This is a genomic window from Methanolacinia paynteri, assembly GCF_000784355.1.
Lineage (GTDB): Archaea > Halobacteriota > Methanomicrobia > Methanomicrobiales > Methanomicrobiaceae > Methanolacinia > Methanolacinia paynteri.
This window is the reverse complement of record NZ_AXDV01000028.1, coordinates 1-16,718: the sequence shown is the minus strand read 5'-3', so window position 1 is coordinate 16,718 and position 16,718 is coordinate 1. Positions and strand designations below refer to the sequence as shown.

The 16,718-nt window shown below is 45.6% G+C and carries 17 protein-coding genes; 5 read left to right on the top strand and 12 right to left on the bottom strand.

Translation table 11 applies throughout. The annotated features are described in order from the left end of the window. Positions 1-244: 244 nt before the first annotated feature. The 3 genes from METPAY_RS01395 to METPAY_RS13990 all read right to left on the bottom strand — a co-directional run bounded on the left by METPAY_RS01395 (position 245) and on the right by METPAY_RS13990 (position 3,614). Positions 245-1,867 carry a hypothetical protein gene (locus tag METPAY_RS01395; protein WP_048148469.1) on the bottom strand — a complete coding sequence of 541 codons (1,623 nt, stop codon included), beginning with the start codon at positions 1,865-1,867 and terminating at the stop codon, positions 245-247. Positions 1,868-1,993: 126 nt separating this feature from the next. Then, positions 1,994-2,830: a MerR family transcriptional regulator gene (locus tag METPAY_RS01390; protein WP_048148467.1), complete on the bottom strand. Its 837-nt coding sequence runs from the start codon at positions 2,828-2,830 to the stop codon at positions 1,994-1,996. Between the two features lie 100 nt (positions 2,831-2,930). Continuing rightward, positions 2,931-3,614 carry a DOMON domain-containing protein gene (locus METPAY_RS13990; protein WP_052418609.1) on the bottom strand — a complete coding sequence of 228 codons (684 nt, stop codon included), beginning with the start codon at positions 3,612-3,614 and terminating at the stop codon, positions 2,931-2,933. Between the two features lie 471 nt (positions 3,615-4,085). On the opposite strand from METPAY_RS13990, the gene METPAY_RS01380 reads away from it, so the two are divergent. Then, a complete protein-coding gene (locus METPAY_RS01380; RefSeq protein ID WP_048148472.1) occupies positions 4,086-6,332 on the top strand; it encodes a methyl-accepting chemotaxis protein in 2,247 nt (748 codons plus the stop codon). Positions 6,333-6,344: 12 nt separating this feature from the next. Beyond that, positions 6,345-6,812, top strand: coding sequence for a chemotaxis protein CheW (locus tag METPAY_RS01375; protein WP_048148465.1), 468 nt, complete (start codon positions 6,345-6,347; stop codon positions 6,810-6,812). 462 nt (positions 6,813-7,274) lie between these two features. On the opposite strand, the gene METPAY_RS01370 is transcribed toward METPAY_RS01375, so the two are convergent. Beyond that, positions 7,275-8,453, bottom strand: a complete 1,179-nt coding sequence (locus METPAY_RS01370; protein ID WP_048148470.1) for an aminotransferase-like domain-containing protein — start codon at positions 8,451-8,453, stop codon at positions 7,275-7,277. An 83-nt stretch (positions 8,454-8,536) separates the two neighbouring features. Here METPAY_RS01370 and METPAY_RS01365 point away from each other — a divergent pair, with 83 nt between their 5' ends. Next, positions 8,537-9,652 carry an aminotransferase class I/II-fold pyridoxal phosphate-dependent enzyme gene (locus tag METPAY_RS01365; protein ID WP_048148463.1) on the top strand — a complete coding sequence of 372 codons (1,116 nt, stop codon included), beginning with the start codon at positions 8,537-8,539 and terminating at the stop codon, positions 9,650-9,652. Positions 9,653-9,675: 23 nt separating this feature from the next. Here the strand turns inward: METPAY_RS01365 and METPAY_RS01360 are convergent, their stop codons facing one another. Continuing rightward, positions 9,676-10,317, bottom strand: a complete 642-nt coding sequence (locus METPAY_RS01360; RefSeq protein ID WP_048148461.1) for a trimeric intracellular cation channel family protein — start codon at positions 10,315-10,317, stop codon at positions 9,676-9,678. A gap of 136 nt (positions 10,318-10,453) precedes the next feature. Here METPAY_RS01360 and eif1A point away from each other — a divergent pair, with 136 nt between their 5' ends. Next, positions 10,454-10,771: a translation initiation factor eIF-1A gene (gene eif1A / locus METPAY_RS01355; RefSeq protein WP_013328487.1), complete on the top strand. Its 318-nt coding sequence runs from the start codon at positions 10,454-10,456 to the stop codon at positions 10,769-10,771. An 11-nt stretch (positions 10,772-10,782) separates the two neighbouring features. On the opposite strand, the gene METPAY_RS01350 is transcribed toward eif1A, so the two are convergent. The 7 genes from METPAY_RS01350 to METPAY_RS01320 all read right to left on the bottom strand — a co-directional run bounded on the left by METPAY_RS01350 (position 10,783) and on the right by METPAY_RS01320 (position 16,033). Next, positions 10,783-11,562, bottom strand: a complete 780-nt coding sequence (locus METPAY_RS01350) for a DUF7289 family protein (RefSeq protein WP_048148458.1) — start codon at positions 11,560-11,562, stop codon at positions 10,783-10,785. Between the two features lie 2 nt (positions 11,563-11,564). Further along, positions 11,565-11,999 carry a hypothetical protein gene (locus METPAY_RS01345; RefSeq protein ID WP_245611492.1) on the bottom strand — a complete coding sequence of 145 codons (435 nt, stop codon included), beginning with the start codon at positions 11,997-11,999 and terminating at the stop codon, positions 11,565-11,567. A gap of 16 nt (positions 12,000-12,015) precedes the next feature. Continuing rightward, positions 12,016-12,399: a hypothetical protein gene (locus METPAY_RS01340; RefSeq protein WP_048148454.1), complete on the bottom strand. Its 384-nt coding sequence runs from the start codon at positions 12,397-12,399 to the stop codon at positions 12,016-12,018. Beyond that, the gene (locus tag METPAY_RS01335; RefSeq protein WP_048148452.1) at positions 12,387-12,932 is read right to left on the bottom strand and encodes a DUF7288 family protein; all 546 of its coding nucleotides are present in this window, start codon (positions 12,930-12,932) and stop codon (positions 12,387-12,389) included. Before METPAY_RS01335 ends, METPAY_RS01340 begins: the two co-directional genes overlap by 13 nt. Then, a complete protein-coding gene (locus tag METPAY_RS01330; RefSeq protein ID WP_048148451.1) occupies positions 12,926-13,996 on the bottom strand; it encodes a DUF7287 family protein in 1,071 nt (356 codons plus the stop codon). The genes METPAY_RS01335 and METPAY_RS01330 overlap by 7 nt, the downstream gene beginning before the upstream one ends. Positions 13,997-14,003: 7 nt before the next feature. Then, positions 14,004-14,642: a hypothetical protein gene (locus tag METPAY_RS01325; protein WP_048148449.1), complete on the bottom strand. Its 639-nt coding sequence runs from the start codon at positions 14,640-14,642 to the stop codon at positions 14,004-14,006. Positions 14,643-14,773: 131 nt separating this feature from the next. Further along, a complete protein-coding gene (locus tag METPAY_RS01320) occupies positions 14,774-16,033 on the bottom strand; it encodes a DUF1015 domain-containing protein (protein WP_048148448.1) in 1,260 nt (419 codons plus the stop codon). Between the two features lie 124 nt (positions 16,034-16,157). Here METPAY_RS01320 and rimI point away from each other — a divergent pair, with 124 nt between their 5' ends. Next, entirely contained in the window at positions 16,158-16,610 is a 453-nt protein-coding gene (gene rimI / locus METPAY_RS01315) for a ribosomal protein S18-alanine N-acetyltransferase (RefSeq protein WP_048148446.1), read from the top strand. Positions 16,611-16,718 lie beyond the last annotated feature (108 nt).

Below are 16,718 nucleotides of genomic sequence, written 5' to 3'. Positions count from 1 at the left end.
TCATTAATTTGGATCTATTATAATTCGTTCTCCCCGGCCGAGGCTACCCGAAAGGGTAGCGTCCAGGCCGGGTTATCGCGAGAGCGCAAAGCCCTGAGGTCAGGGCGTGTTCGCGAAGCGAACTTGCGCAAGGGTTGCCTACCGAAGGGCTGTCCCTCTTTCGAAACCTATGGGGACCTTCGGTCACCTGTAAAAATAATCAGAATTGGGAAGGGTTGCCTGTTGAAAATTCAATTCATAAAGTTCAAATCGCTTCGATCTTCCTGAACCTGAATATAATCCTCCAGTCCTGCTGTTCGCGAAGCGTGATCTCGTTCATCTCGTCAAGAAGCGAACACAATTCGTTCATGGTCGATACATGCTTCATTTCATTCCTGATGGCAGTAAGGTGGCGGACGATATGTACGTAGCGTTCCGAGTTCCTGAGGTATTCTCTCTGGACCCTGACTGCTGCTATCGCGGAACCTACAGCGGGAAGCGTTATTGTCAGGTAGGCGAGAAGATGTGAAACCGTGATGTCCGTATGGATCTCCCAGTGCCCGATTCCTGTTGCATGAATTATTGCGAGAATCAGGACAATTACGAAGATCAGCTCCCCGGTGACGGCGAGGAGGTTGTATCTCTGTTTCGACCTGTTGCTCTCTCTTTCATAATAAGCGAGCCTGTTATTGATCCATGCCGCTTTGAGAAATTTTTTCATCGGTTCGAAAGGGATGTTCAGGCGGCAGTAGGTAGTCGGCCTGAGAGACACTATCGACATAAACGCCATGACCATCCAGTCGTTGGGCCTGTTTGCAAGGCTCATATGCGGAGGAGTGTCGGGATTTTTACAGGTGACACAGACTATTGAAATAAAAAATGCAGCCCTGATTCTTTCGGCAAGGAAGTTGTAGTCGATCCATTTCCTGTGATAATCGCCGTATCTTGAGGCGGTCATAAGCCCGATGATGAGAGCAATCTCCGCGACCTCGAGCCAGACGAGTTCAGGAAAGTCAGTGAAGAAAAGTGTCTGCATTGCTATCGTGAGAACGGCAAGAGCGGCAAGGACGGATACAAGAGTTCCTGTGGAGGTGTAGTTCCGCCTGTATTTCCGTGCAAGAAGCTTTGCCCTTGTATAATTGGGGATTAGCGATGCATAGATATCCTTCAGGACGTCCCTGGGGAGCCCCGCCTGATCCGATTCGTTTTCAAGCAGGTTGATATACTGCCTTTGTTTTGCCAGAAATGTTCTGTCATCTATTTTTTCCGTATTATATGTATTCAGGTTTGTATAGGATTCAAATATCCTGTCGTCGTGAGAAAGCCTGTAGCTGTGCCCGGAGTACTGGTTTATTGCTACAATCGTTCTGCCGTATCTTTTTGCGAGGCTGAAGATACTCCCCTTTCTGTATTTCTCCGCTCCCGGCTCCCATTCACCTACGAGCAGAACAAGGGACGAATTGTCTATGACCGAATCATAGACAGGATCAAATCCGGGAGTAGCTTCATCCCTGTTTACTATACTCAGTTTATATTTCACAGGTCCCTCGAAGAGCCTGTATGGGAGCGAGAGTTCCCCGGGAAGATTCAGGAGTTCGACCTCGGGATTTCTAAGCCTGTTCCATACCGGGTCTGCCAGCAATGATTCGAGAAGGACGTGTTCCCCTCCCGGATGATAAGGAAGGACGAATTTATATGTGTGCGGAGTGCTGGAAAGGATCTCTTCAAGTGATAAAATTGTCTCTTTAATCGCCCTGTTGACATTTTGAGCTTCAAACTCATCCTCTGTCACGATAAGGCCTATGCTGACAGTTATGGAAAGCGGCCCCGGAATGACAGGTGGGTTTTCCTCATCTTCGTAATGTTCTTTAGGCTGACGCAGTTTCATTATCCCGATCCTTTTATACCGTGGGATCCGGAGATTGCCCGGTATGTTGAATTATAACCGGTGTTTTCTTAAATAGTTATAGTTCAGTAAAAAAGAAGAAAAACCTGGGGATATCCCATGGAAACATTAATCTTCAAGAGGATATTGGATCTCTGTCAGCAGATCTTCTTCAGGGGTGTTCGAGGGATCATTCAAATAGAGCTCTCTCCCTGTTCCGCACGTATTCAGTCCGTTTTCGTTGATATAATCAAAGACTTTCTTGTGTGCCATTCCAAGTTTGCTATATGATCCTTTGTGTATAACCGTCAGTGCCTTTCCCCCGGGGAGCGTCCTAAGCAATATATCAGGGTCCGATAGAGTAACCGGGCCTGATACAGGCAGGGCGACCTCAAGGGATCCTCCGAAATCATCACATTCATCGCCTTCATATATCGTCATGACCGGCCCTGTGACCTTCATCTGTCCTCCCGTGTTGGGTACAGTGGCGGCTTCAGCGCACAATCTGCCGATAAGTTCGCCGACAATCTCATTATACGGCCCGTGTCCCCTGATTGCAATAACTCTCAGAGGTGGGATCTCCTTTACCTTCCAGTTTAATAACTCCATTTTAAACAACTCTCCGAACGGGTCCTCCGATGAGAGAACCTTTTCCGCCATTTTCAGTCTTTCGATCTCATCGCGAATGCAATTCAATCTCCTGCTCATCATCTCCCTGACTTCGATGCAGTTCTTATCGCCAGGACCGGTAATCACCTCAATCTCGTCAAGGCTAAATCCAAGTGCCGATAAAGCCTTAATCCATATGCCTTTCTCGATTTGAAGAGGTGTGTAATACCTGTAGCCAGTACAGATGTCTTTCTGAACAGGAACCAGAAGCCCTTTCTTCTCGTAGCAATACAGTGCCTTCTTTGAAAGTCTGGTAATTTCCGAAAATTTTCCGATAGGAATCTTATCGACTGTCATGGCTTATCCCGATTATTGAATCTGATAATGAATAGATGGTTGGAGTCTTACCCGGGAGAGGGTTTTATTTTTGTGTTTCCTGAATCAGCAGTGAAGGTTTTCAGATTATTATATCGACAGAACCTTCCCCAGAAATTTGATTTGAAAGCGGGTCGTCATAATTGGAAAGGAACCATACAACTTTTGCTGATTTGCCTTTTTCGAGCACAGAATCGTATTTGTCTCCCGTATCCAGTTTTCTTGAGAACTCGAGGGTCTGGAATGCAGCCTTCTCGGTTCCTGCAGATTCTTCTATATTGAATTCTCCTCCAAGCGAGGTGTCGGATCTCATTGTCCCGGAGGCATCGAGCGAGTACATATCGTATATGTATAAAGATCCCCCTGTTCCAATATTACCGCCTAAGATTATATCGGCATTCTTCATCATCGCAACCGGATTAAACCCTACTGCAACATAACCGGATGTCTTTCCCTGAATACCCATGTAGAGGGTCTCGTTATCCGATGTCCAGTGTATATAGAAGAGATCCCTGAATCCGGTAACGTTATTTTCGTATTCACCCTCTCCGATTATGCCGTCGGCCTTCCAGCCTGTAACATTATCTTCCGGGGATTCCGTAACTTCGGGTGTGAGCGATGTCGTTTCGGTCGGGGAAAAAGTCTGTACCGTGGTTGTTTCCTCCGGCATTATACAGATTACATCCAGGGAATCATCTTCCGTTGTACATCCTGATGCCAGTATTAAGATTGCAAATACCGCAATCATGAGTATCTTTCTCTTCATAATTTTGTATTCCCGCGTACCGGATCTTTAATTATTATTTTGTACTTTAATTATGGCATATTTCATACTTCCTATTACCCGGACGGAACAGTAAAATATCTTTTATAATTTGTTTTCCGGACCTGTCGTGCATAGTGAGAAAGATGATATAACAGGATCAGGAAAAGAAATGATTTTGTTGTGAAGATGCCGGGACTAATTATTATGAGTTGAGTGCATGTGCCCCGGTCATCGGTGTATTTATAAACGGAAGAAATGGATGAAAAGTTAGTCACGGGAAACTCTGCATGAAATTAATTTTCAGTCGGACATAATAAAAAAAAGGGTAAAGATTTGGATAACTGTTTCTACTTTTTTTGAAATTGCTTCTAAAAAAACTGCAACATTCCCAAGTTATATATTGATAATAACTTCACACGCCTCTTGAGAGTTGATCCGGATATAACGGATCACTCAATGGAGGGATTTAATATGGCAATGGATTATTTAGAGAAGAAAATAACTGAATATATCAATGGAAACAGGGGGGTTTCAATTGATGAGAGTTCTGTCGGAGAAGAATATTCGGAGATCTGTTCGCTCGTGAACAGGCTGATGAGGGGGATGAAAGATGCCGAGGATAGAGCCGAATATTATTACGAATCCATCCTTCGCACACCAACTTCTTCCTTCATCATGGATGGCAGTCTCAATATTGTCATCGTAAATGATGATTTCGTCGAACTAACTGGATACAGCAGGGAAAAGCTGACATCATTAAGCCTGGATGATTTTTACAGGGAATTCAGTCTTCAAAAGATCAGCGGAGAAGGATCGAAGGATGCCCTGGAAAAGAAAAGAAGAGCGAGCGGTTTATTCCATATGACCTTTAAGGGCGACAGGAGAATCATACAGATTGCAATTGATCCGGAGTTCGACAAAAACGGCAAACCGCTTGAGGTCATTATTACATTGAACGATGTGACGGATATCGAAAACCAGAGGGCATGGTATGAATCCATACTTGATGCGGTTCCGTATCCGATTCATGTAACTGACAATGACATGAAATGGACTTTCCTTAACAAGGCTTTCGAAGCACTCCTGATCGAGAACAATGAGATAAAGAACAGGGAGTCTTCATATGGAATGCCCTGCAGTACTGCGAATGCAAATATATGCAATACTGAAAACTGCGGTATCCGGCAACTGAGAACCACAGGACATAATGAGACTTTCTTCGACTGGCACGGAACGGAATGCAAGCAGACAACTGCGCCGGTTCTTGACGCAGACGGAAATACCATGGGTTATGTCGAGACGGTCCAGGATCTTACAGACATAATCAGGCCTCAAAGGTACCTTGAGCAGGAACTTGCAAATGTTGCTGCCGATCTTGAATGTATTGCCTCGGGAAGACCCGAGGATCTGAAATTAAAAGTCGGCGAAGCCGATGAAAAGACAATGGAGATCAGGGAAAAATTCCTTGAGGTTACAGCTTCCGTAAGTTCTGTCAACGATACCGTTCGGAGACTTACAGATGATATAATGCATCTTGTCGGTGCCGGAGAAGAGGGAAAGCTTGAATTCAGGGTCGATGTGTCGAAATATGAAGGGGCATACCGTGAAATCGTCGAAAACATGAACAACCTGCTTGAAGCGGTTGCATTGCCGCTAAAAGAGGGAATGAGGGTATGCAGCCTATATTCGAATGCGGATTTCACTGCAAGATTTTCAGGCAACGTATATGTATCTGGAGATTTCCTTGAATTCAGGACGGCAGTCGACAATATCGGCGTTTCGGTCTCCGAACTGGTCTCTGCAAGCGTAGAAGTAACAAAGATGATCGTCTCGAATTCAAACGAGGTCAGCAAGGGTGCCGATGAGGTTGCAAAGGCTGCGGAAGGTGTTGCGGGAACCAGCCAGAAGACCGCGGAGCAGACGAAGGAACTCCTCAGGAACATTGAGAATGTAAATCGCCAGATTGCCGATCTGTCGGCATCAAATGAAGAGATTGCAAGTACGTCCCAGGAAGTGTTCAATGCTACAAACGATGTTGTGGTAATTGGCAAAGAGGCGAATAGTCTTGGAATTGATGCAAACCACAAGATGAACAACGTAAAGGCAATTGCCGAGGCAAGTGTCGGTGAGATTCAGGATCTGACGGAAAAAGTTAAAGAGGTCAGCAAGGTTGTAAAGCTCATTAATGATATTGCAGGGCAGATCAACCTTCTTGCACTCAATGCCGCAATAGAGGCGGCACGTGCAGGCGAACACGGCCGGGGTTTTGCAGTAGTGGCAGGTGAAGTTAAAAACCTTGCAGGTGAAGCAAGGGCTGCAACAGATTCCATAGAAAATGTCGTTTCGATGGTCCAGTCCAGCAGTGAAAAGACTGCAAATGCAATTACTGCGGCAAACGATGAGATAGTCGAGGGTGTCGAAAGCGTCAACAAGGCAATTGAGGCCCTAAATACGATTATCAAAAATGCCGAGCAGGTCTCGAACGATATCGGTGAGATTACGAAGGCTATTGAAGACCAGGCAAATATCTCCAACAATATCGTAAGGGAGATGGATTCGGGCACGGAGCAGACAAAGGATGTCCAGAGAGACGCGGAAGAGCTTGCAGCACTTGCAGAAGAAGCGAGTGCATCAATTGAGGAGATCGGGAGTGCCATGCATGAGGTGAACTCCTATGTGCAGAAGCTTGAATCGGCTAATTCAAGGTTCAAATACTAGGGGGAGATAATCATGTCTGCGTTTAAGGATGTGGTGCAGTTTGAGATATCCGGCGTCCAGTATGCCCTTGATATCCAGATTGCACGTGAAATCGTTGAGATGATCCCGATAACTCCCGTCCCGAGAGCTCCTGATCATATCGCCGGAATCATAAACCTGAGGGGAGAGATTACAAACATTCTCAATCTCAACCAGCTCATGGGTCTTTCCGCATCAGCCACGGCTGAAAACGGGAAGATCATAGTTCTCGTTTCCGAGGCTGCAAACGGTTCGAATATAGGACTTATCGTGGATGATGTCCGGAGCGTTCTCCAGGTCCCTGAAGAAGACATCGACATGATGGACGGATCCGTTTCAAAGGAAGCATATGTAAAAGGGATAATTAAATCAGGCCGGGATAATTCGGGAAACAAGGCGCTGATTATCTGGATAGATATCTCAAAGATACTGTCTGATATCCTGACTGATAAAAATAATTGAAGAGCCGGAGATAATAATTCCGGCTACTTCGATTCATAATCATTCTCTTTTGCTATAAAAATCCGGACCCGGACACTTTAGATCCCCTGTCCGAATTCCAACAAACTTTTTGGCTCTTTACTGTCTCATGTCTTTCTCAGGCGACCCCGGCACCGGCGCCCAAAGCCGCCGGACGGCCCCTGCCCAGGGGCCTTGCCTTAAGATAATCTTCCAACGGCACGCCCGGGGGACCGGCAAGGGTCCCCTGGGCTGTTTATTTGCTTTTGTTTGGGAATCCCGATTGGGATCCTTTAGATCCCTTGTCTTGATTCCAACAGGTTTTGTAGATTTTTATCGGTTATTGTGTGATGGAATCGCCCGTCATGAGGGTTTTTTACATGAAAAAATCCATTAAACCTCTTTTTCATAAGCGTTTTTGACCGGATTGGTACGAAGACAACTCGGACTTCCTTTTGCAATTTCTCATAAGCCTGTCTTAAGAACTTTTGAGAGTCTTTTCATCCCTTCTTTTATATTTTCCTCGCTGGTATTCGAGAAGTTGAGCCTGATCATATCGTCTCCGCCGTCGCCTGAATAAAACGGAATGCCGGGAAGAACGGCTACACCGTTTTTTATTCCGTCATCAAAAACTTTCATCGAGGATAAGCCCTTCGGAAGTCCGGCGGTCATGAACATCCCGCCTTCAGGGCTGGTATGCGTAATCCCGATATTCGCCATGTCATCGAGAAGGTCCTGCATCAGCATGCAGTTGTCCCGGTAGACTGATACTACCCGCTTCAGGTGGGCGTCATAGTCGTTGTTCCTGAGATAGTGGTCAAGGATCTTCTGACAGAGGAAGTTAGAGTGCAAGTCGGCTGCCTGTTTAGCCGTATCGAATACGGATATTATCTCCGGCGGGGCCATGATCCACCCTATTCTCATACCCGGGGCGACGGTTTTTGAGAATGATCCGCTGGTGATCACGTTTTCAGGTGCGAATTTGTTCACCGGCATCCTCGGTTTTTGATCGAAGGCCAGTTCTCCGAATGCATCATCTTCGTAGAAGAGCGATCCAGTTCCTCCGATGATCCCGCCGATTTGTTTTCTTGCATCGTAAGAGTATGATCTGCCGGTCGGGTTCTGGAAATTGGGAATCCCGTAGAAGAATTTGATCTTATCATCCGTTACGAGCTTTTCGAACCCCCTCATATCCGGACCCGATTCGTTCATGTCGACGCTTTTTATAACCGGTTCATATAGTGAAAAAGCCTCTATTGCGCCGAGATAACCCGGCCTCTCGATCCCTATTACGTCTTTATTCTCTATGAATATCTTGCCTATAATGTCAAGGCACTGCTGCGATCCGTTGACGATCCTGATATTTTCCGCTGAGGCGGAGATCCCGAGCCTTTTCCTGTACCTCTCAGCTATGAACTCCCTTAACGGGAGATAACCTTCCGTCGTCGTATACTGGAGTGCCTCTCTTCCCTCCTCTTCCAGGACATGGGCTGCAGATTCCCTGATCCCGGGGACATCTATAAGATTTGAATCAGGGAGTCCGCCTGCAAATGATATTATCGAGGGATCTGATGATACTGCGAATAGTTTCTTCAGGAACGATTCCGGTGCATTTCTCATCCTCGCAGCAAAACGATATTCCATTGATAAATATTTGATCCACGCCTCCTTAACTTTTTCAGCAACCGGGTCAGTTATTTCAGAAAAGGAATACAAATTATTCTTTCATGAGACCTGAAAATTTCCTGCTTGAAAAATACATGGGAATCTATGAATTTTCAGCCCCACATCTTCTCTGTACATCAGACTGCGAGACAATAACCGTCAGCGAACTGCTTTCATTTGAAGAAGGAGCGGAAGCGGGCCTGATGGATCTTCGCCTGGGGTATACTGAAGCCCGTGGAGGAAAGGAACTCAGGGAAGAGATCTCAAAGCTTTATGGTAATATATCCCCGGATGATGTAATCACCTTTGCAGGTGCGGAGGAAGGGATATTCATTTTCATGAATGTGGTTCTTTCGAAAGGTGATCATGTGATCGTCCAGTTCCCTGCCTACCAGTCGCTATATGAGATAGCGAAGGCAATCGGCTGTGAGGTCACTCTCTGGGAGATGAAAGAGGAGGACGGATGGAGGCCTGATCCGGATTTTCTCGTGAAAAATATCCGTGAAAACACAAAGGCGATTATAATCAACAGCCCGCATAATCCGACCGGCTTCAATTTATCGAAAGAAGACTTCGGGACGATTGTAAGTGTGGCGAAGAAGCATGATCTCTATTTATTTTCAGACGAGGTCTACAGGCAGCTTGAATTCGATCCTGAAACCCGTCTTCCTGCGGCAGCAGATCTATACGAAAAGGGATTCTCCCTTGGTGTAATGTCTAAGGCATTCGGTCTTGCAGGACTCCGGTCGGGCTGGATAGCGGCAAGGGACAGGGAGACTCTCGAAAAGATCTCTTCGCTTAAGGATTATACGACTATCTGCAGTAGTGCTCCGTCCGAGTACCTTGCGGCTGTTGCATTGAGGCATTCCGATCGTCTTGTTGACAGGAGTCTTGGAATTATAAGAAAGAATCTTGAGATACTGGATTCATTCATGGAACGGCACTCAGATCTCTTTGAATGGGTCCGGCCAGTGGCGGCATCGATCGGTTTTGTGAAACTGAAGAATGGAGAGTCAGCTGCTGATTTCTGCAAAAAGGTCGTTGATGAAACCGGGGTTCTTCTTCTGCCCTCGACTGTCTATGAATTCGGAGATTCACATTTCAGGGTAGGATTCGGAAGAGAAGACATGGAGCAATGCCTCGAGAAATTTGAGATGTTTTTGAAAAATAATTACTAATATTTTCAGTATGTCTCCTTTTACTATGAATCGTCTTTTCCCGGAAAAAGGAGCCAGCGGGGATACCTGAGATCCCATTTTATCGCAGCAAACCTGATCAAGAATACGATCAGTATTGCTAAAAGACTTCCAAAGGGAGCATCCGGGAGATATGTCAGCCATATGATATAGAACACTCCTCCGATAAGTATCGGGGTTGCATAGAGCTCCTGTTTAAGTATAAGGTTTGGATTTCCTGCGAGCAGATCACGTATTATTCCCCCGGTGATTCCTGTGATTATACCCATAATTACTGCGACAACCGGGCTGAAGCCGTATGCGAGTGTCTTATCTATCGCCTGCACGTTGAAGAGAGCGACACCGAGTCCGTCGAGAATCAGCAATGCCCTGTACGAGCACCATAACGGTTTTGCAAGGAAGAATGCGACTATTGCCGCAGAGAGGGCGATTGCAATGTACAGGTTATTGTTGATCCAGAAGACAGGAACGTCAAGGATAAGATCCCTTAATGTACCGCCGCCAAGTGCGGTAATAACGCCGATGATAACAATGCCAAAGAGATCCATCCCTCTCTTTGCCCCTGCCAGAACTCCGGTGATGGAAAATACAGCTATGCCTACTATGCCCATGATGTAATACCATGTACTAAACGGCAGGACATCCATATATTAAAAAAGCTACTCAAAGGCAATTAATTTTCTCTATATGGATAATTTACCCGTTAACAAAAAAATGAAGGAATTGTTTCGGCTATTATCCTAATTAATATAATAGATAAAAACAAAAGTATATTATCTGGAGTTGAAATTTCTGGCAAGTTACAATAATAATCAAAACAATGAAGAAGCCATAATCAGGGTAAAACTTCCGAATTCCAAGAAAAGGGAGATGTTTGCAACGGCAGACCTTATGCTCGGGGCAAATCATATCCGCGTAAGATGTTATGACGGCGTAACAAGAACAGGGCGAATCAAGGGAAAGATCAAGAAGCGCGTCTGGATTCGCGAAGGGGATGTCCTTATTGTTGTCCCGTGGGATTTCCAGGACGAGAAGTGTGATATAATATACAGATATACCAAGCCGCAGGTCGAGTGGCTGAGAAGAAATAATTACCTGTAAATCAGGTAAATTTACATATTCTCAATTTTTATATCGTATTCCTTTACTACAAGCCTTTCCACTCCGCTAAGTGAATACTTTCCTGAACCGGTTTCTGCAAAACCTCCTTCCACTATCGAGTCTCCGGTCAGGTAATTTCTCCATGCGACCGAATAATCGTCGTCAGGATCGTATGCATAGGTGACCGTGACATTTGCAGGTGTCCCGTATGGAGTGTCAATTATAACAGGTTGTGTCTTCATGCTCATTTTGATGGTTCCGATTCCACGTTCATAGTATTCTCTGTCCGCGTTCAGGACAGTCATGTAAATTACGAGAGTTTTTTCGTCTATATCGTAGAACCACCGGGGTTCGGCTATCATGACCGAACCGTTCTGGAATTTTTCCCTCCTGACTACTGCGCCGTTCATGAGAGTAAGGACTGCGGTCCCGTCATCCGATTCATATTGGATAGCCCCCGGCTTGTATTCAACGCTGAATCCGGTGCCCGTATCATCCGAGATCGTGAAACTCTGTCCGAGGGAGGCATTGTCTATCGCGGTAAGCCCTCCCCCCGATACCTTAATTGTTGAATCGCGGAACGGGACATTGCTGAAGGTCATTATTTTCATATCGTTTTGGACCGAGATCATTGCCTGCTCCATGTTTCTCTCGTCAGAACTGATTTGCGTCTGGATAAGCATCGGGTACCCTACAAGAGAGACCATTGCAATTCCGGTAAGAACTATTGTAAACATTATCAGGAATCCGATAGACTCGGATACTCCTTCGCTGCCGTATTCTTTTATCATCTTCAGACTCCTCCTGAATCGTATATTATCCTGTTGAGACCGCTTCCCGTCGTATTGCCTGTTACAGCTTTGGTGGCACCTATCCCTGCAATTGATATGACACTCTTCACGTTTCCGTCGGTGACAATAATCTGTTGTGCCGCACCAGTTGCCGACGGGTCCATCTTCACCGTATAATCCCCGTTTGCCACGTCTTCGGGAAGATCGAGGTTTGTCACGATCCGCCCGTTTGACGGAGCGATTACATATAGATCTACTATCCTTGTACTGACCCCGTTTCCTATGTCGACAAATGCATGATACTTCAGTTTCTCCGAAGAATCTTCGATAATTACTGAGTTGATAAGCAGGGTGAGCAGGATCATCATTACAATGAGAATCGCTGTTATATTCATGTATTCAAGGACCGTGCTTACGGCTTCATCTTTGTCCCTCACGCGATAAATCCCACCTTCATTTTTTTTCCGGCAGCCAATAGGTCTCATTGTATTTAGTCACCCCGTTGTTGAAACGGATCAGGATTTCGTCGTATTTGTAGTAGTCATCCTCATATTTTTTATTCGTTATATCGTAGTATACTACGGCATTCATCCTGTCCATCGAGAGAGCGTAGAGGTCCTTTTTGAGAATGTCGGACGAAGGATCTTTTTTTGCGATATCAATAACTGCTTCGCGGACCTCTGTGATCTCATTCTTTGGAAATTCCAGAACAGCCTCCGATGTGGTCTGTCCTACCGTCACCGACTGGTTGATGATAATTGCAAGAACGAAGAGAGAGACGCTGACGATGAATCCCATCAGGACTATCCACTGTCCGTCTTCGTTCATTCTCTCCATAGTCTCACCTCTACCCTGTATATTCTGTTTTGTGCGCCGTCATCGACAAGAACAAGCCGTCCGGTACTGATCTCGGGCTGGCGTGAGACTTCGCTTCCTATCGGCTGGCTTTCGCCGGTTCCGCTGTCTCCTAATGCATAACTCATGACACTGTTCGATCCGGTATTCCTGTAATAGACAGTTGCATTGTATCTTATTGAATCCACGATCTCCGACGTTCCTGATCCTCTCGCGAGCTCATTTTTAAATGCATCTTTAAACAATATACTGGCATTGTAGGCGTCTGTTCCTCCGTTGTCAATCATCTCTGCAACAGTTCTTAGAGTACTTTTTTCGCTATAGTTGTTCGCGGTGTCAAGCATCAGGAGTGCGTCGCTGCCAAGCTGTTCCAGCTGCATGTCCGATATATGGGCGTCGCCCGGCGTGTATATCGTGATAGAATCTGCGACGATGAAAGCCGCTGACAGCATTATCAGTCCTGCAACAAGTCCTTCGATTGTAAAGAGCTGACCACAATCATCTGAGATTACCATATCATAACCTCCATAACTCCGTCTTTCAGGTATGGTTCGGTCATATAGTCCTTGTTGTAGGTGTAGGGAATATCACCAGAGATGTAATAGTGCTTCATTGATTCGTCGGGGACAAATTCGTATGTCATGTTGAATACAACTGACAGAGATTTTCCAATTTCGTCAGAGAACATGAGAGGCGGATAAATTTCGAATTTCAGCTCGTCCGCATCACTGATTTCGAACGGACCCTGCATCGTATGTTGGATGCCGTCGATGAAAAACCGGTACGTGTCATTGTGGTAAGTACTGTAAACCATAGGAACTTCTTTGTCGTCATTTATGAACCTAATCTTAGTGAGGGTAACATTGTATATATCTGACCGGTTGAGCGAGCTGCTGAAATTGTATATTGTGATAGATGCGGGTTCGCTATGTAGCATGAACCTGTATGCTTCATCTATGGATTTGTTATGGAGTTCGGCATAGTCGAAGATGACAGAAAATCCGGTATACACATATGGGTTAAGGGTTGTGATGGTTGTATTCGTTTTATTGAATTCGCCGGAATCTATCTTGGCGTATCCGGGCTCTTTCAGTTTGACGAGGCGTCTCATATAGCCATAGCCTGAATCCGGTGCAATATTTCCCGTGGTATTGACCGGATGGTTTTCGATCTTTAATGAGATATTGTAATAATATGGGATTTCACCGAAGAGAACCTTTGAGTGGTAATCGTCGTTTTCAAGGACCAGATTCTCATTTTCATTGAAGAAAGCTTTCGTTTTTTCTTTTGAGAGTATATTGGACGAAGTGGATGATACGGCAAGGCCGAGGCGGTCGATATCGTCTTTATGGTACGTGTCCATAAACTCCCATGAGTCTTCATCTGCAGGCCAGCCGGGATCTTCACAGAGAATGACGGATGTTCTGTACGCGACTGCATCGTAATCTATCTGGGCGCTGTCAAGTCCTGCAAAGATACCGGGGATCATTGTAAGAATCATTATCAGGGCGAGCAGGAATATTGAAAAACCTATCAGGAAATCAACTGATAAAATTCCATTCTCCCTAAATGTTCTCATTTTCAGGTCAGATCATCTCCCCGCTGTCCGCTTTGAATTTCAGTTCCGCGATGTTATTCGTGTTTTGAATGGAGATGGTATAAATCCCGTCTTTAAGGGAGAGATCGGAGTACGAAGCGTTTGCCACTGCTAAAGTTTTCCTGATGATTTCGCTGTTTTGTTTATAAAGGTCTTCAGGCAGGGTGATGTTTTCAATATCGATCGTTTCTTCGGACAGGGCCCCTGGCCATTCCTGCTCATTCCATTCGCCTGAATTGTATACTAAAAGGATGCTTTGTCCGTCCTTTCCTGCACCGATCATCCAGGAATCTGCAAGGCCGTTTAAGTCGACAAATCTCCCGAGGATCTGGTGGTATGTAATGTTATTCAGATCAAGAATGCCTTCCGAATCAAGGATATGGAGCTTATTGGCGGCAGTTTCAAATGATCTCTGGTTTAAGCCGGGCACGCTTTCTGTGTTCTGCCCCGCAGTCGTCGTATCTGTTGATGAATCAGTTTGTTCCTGTGCGGGCGACTGCGAAAAAAGACCGTTCTCTTTCAGGTAATCTCCGGGATTTATGCCATTAATCAATACATATCCGCAGATGGATGCCAGAACAAGAATAATTGCAATTATCAGAATCAGCCTGTTTTTTTTAACCACCATCGACCACCCAGAAAAGATCTATAGAAAGAGTATCTGGAAGGGTTAATAAAACCGTTACTAACTGATTTTATATGTGGAAGATATTGTGGTATTTATGCTGAAAAGGAAATTTTTTTGAAAAAAATGATGGTTTAATCAAGAGTGTGCAACGTAAGACCCGAGAGGAGCTTCGGTTCGAACCATGTCGATTTGGGCGGCATGATGTTTCCTTCGTCGGCGGTTTTAAGTACAGTTTCCACCTTTACCGGCTGCATCGAGAAAGCGACTGCGAATTCCCCGCTGTTTACACGCATTTCAAGATCGGAAAGGGGTCTTGCGCCGCCGAGATACTGCAGCCTCGGATCTCCCCTGGGATCGTTTATCCCAAGCATATCCTCCATGACCTTCTTCTGGAGAACGGAAACATCGAGTGATCCTATGGTGTCTTCAGGATTTTCGACCGGGCATGATATTTCATACCATTCGCCTTTGATGTACATGTGAAAGACATGGCGCGGGATACCGGATTCTTTTAACGGGGGTATCCTGAATACTGTATCGTCGATCTCACCGTATTTTTTTATCTCGAATTTTCCTCCAAGCGCCTTCATAAAGGATTCGGGAGTATATTCCCCGAGATCCGTGACGAGTCTTGAGTAGCCGTGGATCTTTACCCTGTTTTCGGCAAAGATTACTGCCATGAATCTCTCCGACTCTTCCGTTGAGGTCCCGTTCTCCCTGCGCTTCAGCGCGACGTTTACAGACGATTTCGCCCTGTGGTGCCCGTCGGCGATATATAATGAATCAACACCTTCGAACATGCGGATGATATTTTTGATCTTTGCATCGTCAGAGATCCTGAAAACCTCGTGGACTATTCCTGAATCCATTTTTACTATGGAATCGGGCTGTTCTTCAGGAATAAGTGATTCTATGTAATGAAAAACATCGCCAGGATCCCTGTAAAGGAGAACGACAAGTCCCGTGTTTGTATTTGTCACATCTATATGCGTGGTCCTGTCGATCTCCTTGTCGTAGCGTGTCAGTTCGTGCTTTTTTATCTTGTCTTCTATATAATCGTCGACCGATACGTTAGCTACGAATCCCGTGTATATGCTTCCGCCCTGTTTTACCCTGTAGAGGTATATTCCGGGTTTGTCGTCTCTTACCAAAAGGCGGTTTTTAATCATATGTTCGAGGTTTTTCTTAGCCTTTGCATAAACTTCCTCCGATTCGGCGGGAAGATCGGGGAGAACGGCATCTGAACGGATTACTCTCATGAAGGAGTCCGGGTGTTTGTCTATCCATTCCATCGCCTCTTCCCTGCTGATGACGTCGTAGGGAACACAGGCAATTTCTCCGGCATCCTTTGCAGCTGGCCTGATTGCGGGGAAACTGAATATTTTGACCATATTTTTTAATCCTCTTTTAGGAGTATTCCTAATTATTTTATTGTTAAATCTAATATGACTATCCGACCAATAATATGTATCAATATGGTATGCCGGATCTGGCAGCCGCAATAACCGATGCAATATGAATAATGTTGAAATAAACCGTGCCGGACTTCCGGATATCCCCCGGATAGTCGAGATCGAGAATAACCTGTTTCCCGATCCCTGGAATGAACAGGCGTTCAGAGATGTTCTGTTTTACTACTCGAACACTTTTTTTACACTGAAGAGCGATGGGAATATAGTCGGGTTCATTACCGCCGGGATCGAGGATACATCTGAGGTGCTATACGGTCACATCATGAACCTCGCCGTCGTCCCGGAATACAGGAAGATGGGTCTGGGGGGACGTCTTATGCAGAGGATGGAGTACGAGTTTATCGTAAGCGGTGCGGAGGGCTCGCAGCTTGAGGTTCGTGTCTCGAACGGGGATGCGATCAGCTTTTACAAAAAGCTTGGGTACTCTCAGGTGATGGTTATCGGCGGATATTATAACAACGGCGAGGATGCCGTTCTGATGATGAAGTGGTTTTGAATAGATTAATGAGGGAGGGGGATACTCCCCCTCCCTGCGACCCTCCCCCTGTCGCGATAAGTCGCAAAGGGGATGGACGAGCATCCCCTTTTGCGACTTATCGCGACA

Excerpts from the sequence above, each read along its gene's own strand:
- METPAY_RS01325 (WP_048148449.1), bottom strand. The coding sequence starts at position 14,642 with ATGGTGGTTAAAAAAAACAGGCTGATTCTGATAATTGCAATTATTCTT.
- METPAY_RS01360 (WP_048148461.1), bottom strand. The coding sequence starts at position 10,317 with ATGGATGTCCTGCCGTTTAGTACATGGTATTACATCATGGGCATAGTA.
- METPAY_RS01395 (WP_048148469.1), bottom strand. The coding sequence starts at position 1,867 with ATGAAACTGCGTCAGCCTAAAGAACATTACGAAGATGAGGAAAACCCA.
- METPAY_RS01340 (WP_048148454.1), bottom strand. The coding sequence starts at position 12,399 with ATGGAGAGAATGAACGAAGACGGACAGTGGATAGTCCTGATGGGATTC.
- METPAY_RS01390 (WP_048148467.1), bottom strand. The coding sequence starts at position 2,830 with ATGACAGTCGATAAGATTCCTATCGGAAAATTTTCGGAAATTACCAGA.
- METPAY_RS01320 (WP_048148448.1), bottom strand. The coding sequence starts at position 16,033 with ATGGTCAAAATATTCAGTTTCCCCGCAATCAGGCCAGCTGCAAAGGAT.
- METPAY_RS01370 (WP_048148470.1), bottom strand. The coding sequence starts at position 8,453 with ATGGAATATCGTTTTGCTGCGAGGATGAGAAATGCACCGGAATCGTTC.
- METPAY_RS13990 (WP_052418609.1), bottom strand. The coding sequence starts at position 3,614 with ATGAAGAGAAAGATACTCATGATTGCGGTATTTGCAATCTTAATACTG.
- METPAY_RS01330 (WP_048148451.1), bottom strand. The coding sequence starts at position 13,996 with ATGAGAACATTTAGGGAGAATGGAATTTTATCAGTTGATTTCCTGATA.
- METPAY_RS01380 (WP_048148472.1), top strand. The coding sequence starts at position 4,086 with ATGGCAATGGATTATTTAGAGAAGAAAATAACTGAATATATCAATGGA.
- METPAY_RS01335 (WP_048148452.1), bottom strand. The coding sequence starts at position 12,932 with ATGGTAATCTCAGATGATTGTGGTCAGCTCTTTACAATCGAAGGACTT.
- rimI (WP_048148446.1), top strand. The coding sequence starts at position 16,158 with ATGAATAATGTTGAAATAAACCGTGCCGGACTTCCGGATATCCCCCGG.
- METPAY_RS01350 (WP_048148458.1), bottom strand. The coding sequence starts at position 11,562 with ATGATAAAAGAATACGGCAGCGAAGGAGTATCCGAGTCTATCGGATTC.
- METPAY_RS01365 (WP_048148463.1), top strand. The coding sequence starts at position 8,537 with ATGAGACCTGAAAATTTCCTGCTTGAAAAATACATGGGAATCTATGAA.
- METPAY_RS01375 (WP_048148465.1), top strand. The coding sequence starts at position 6,345 with ATGTCTGCGTTTAAGGATGTGGTGCAGTTTGAGATATCCGGCGTCCAG.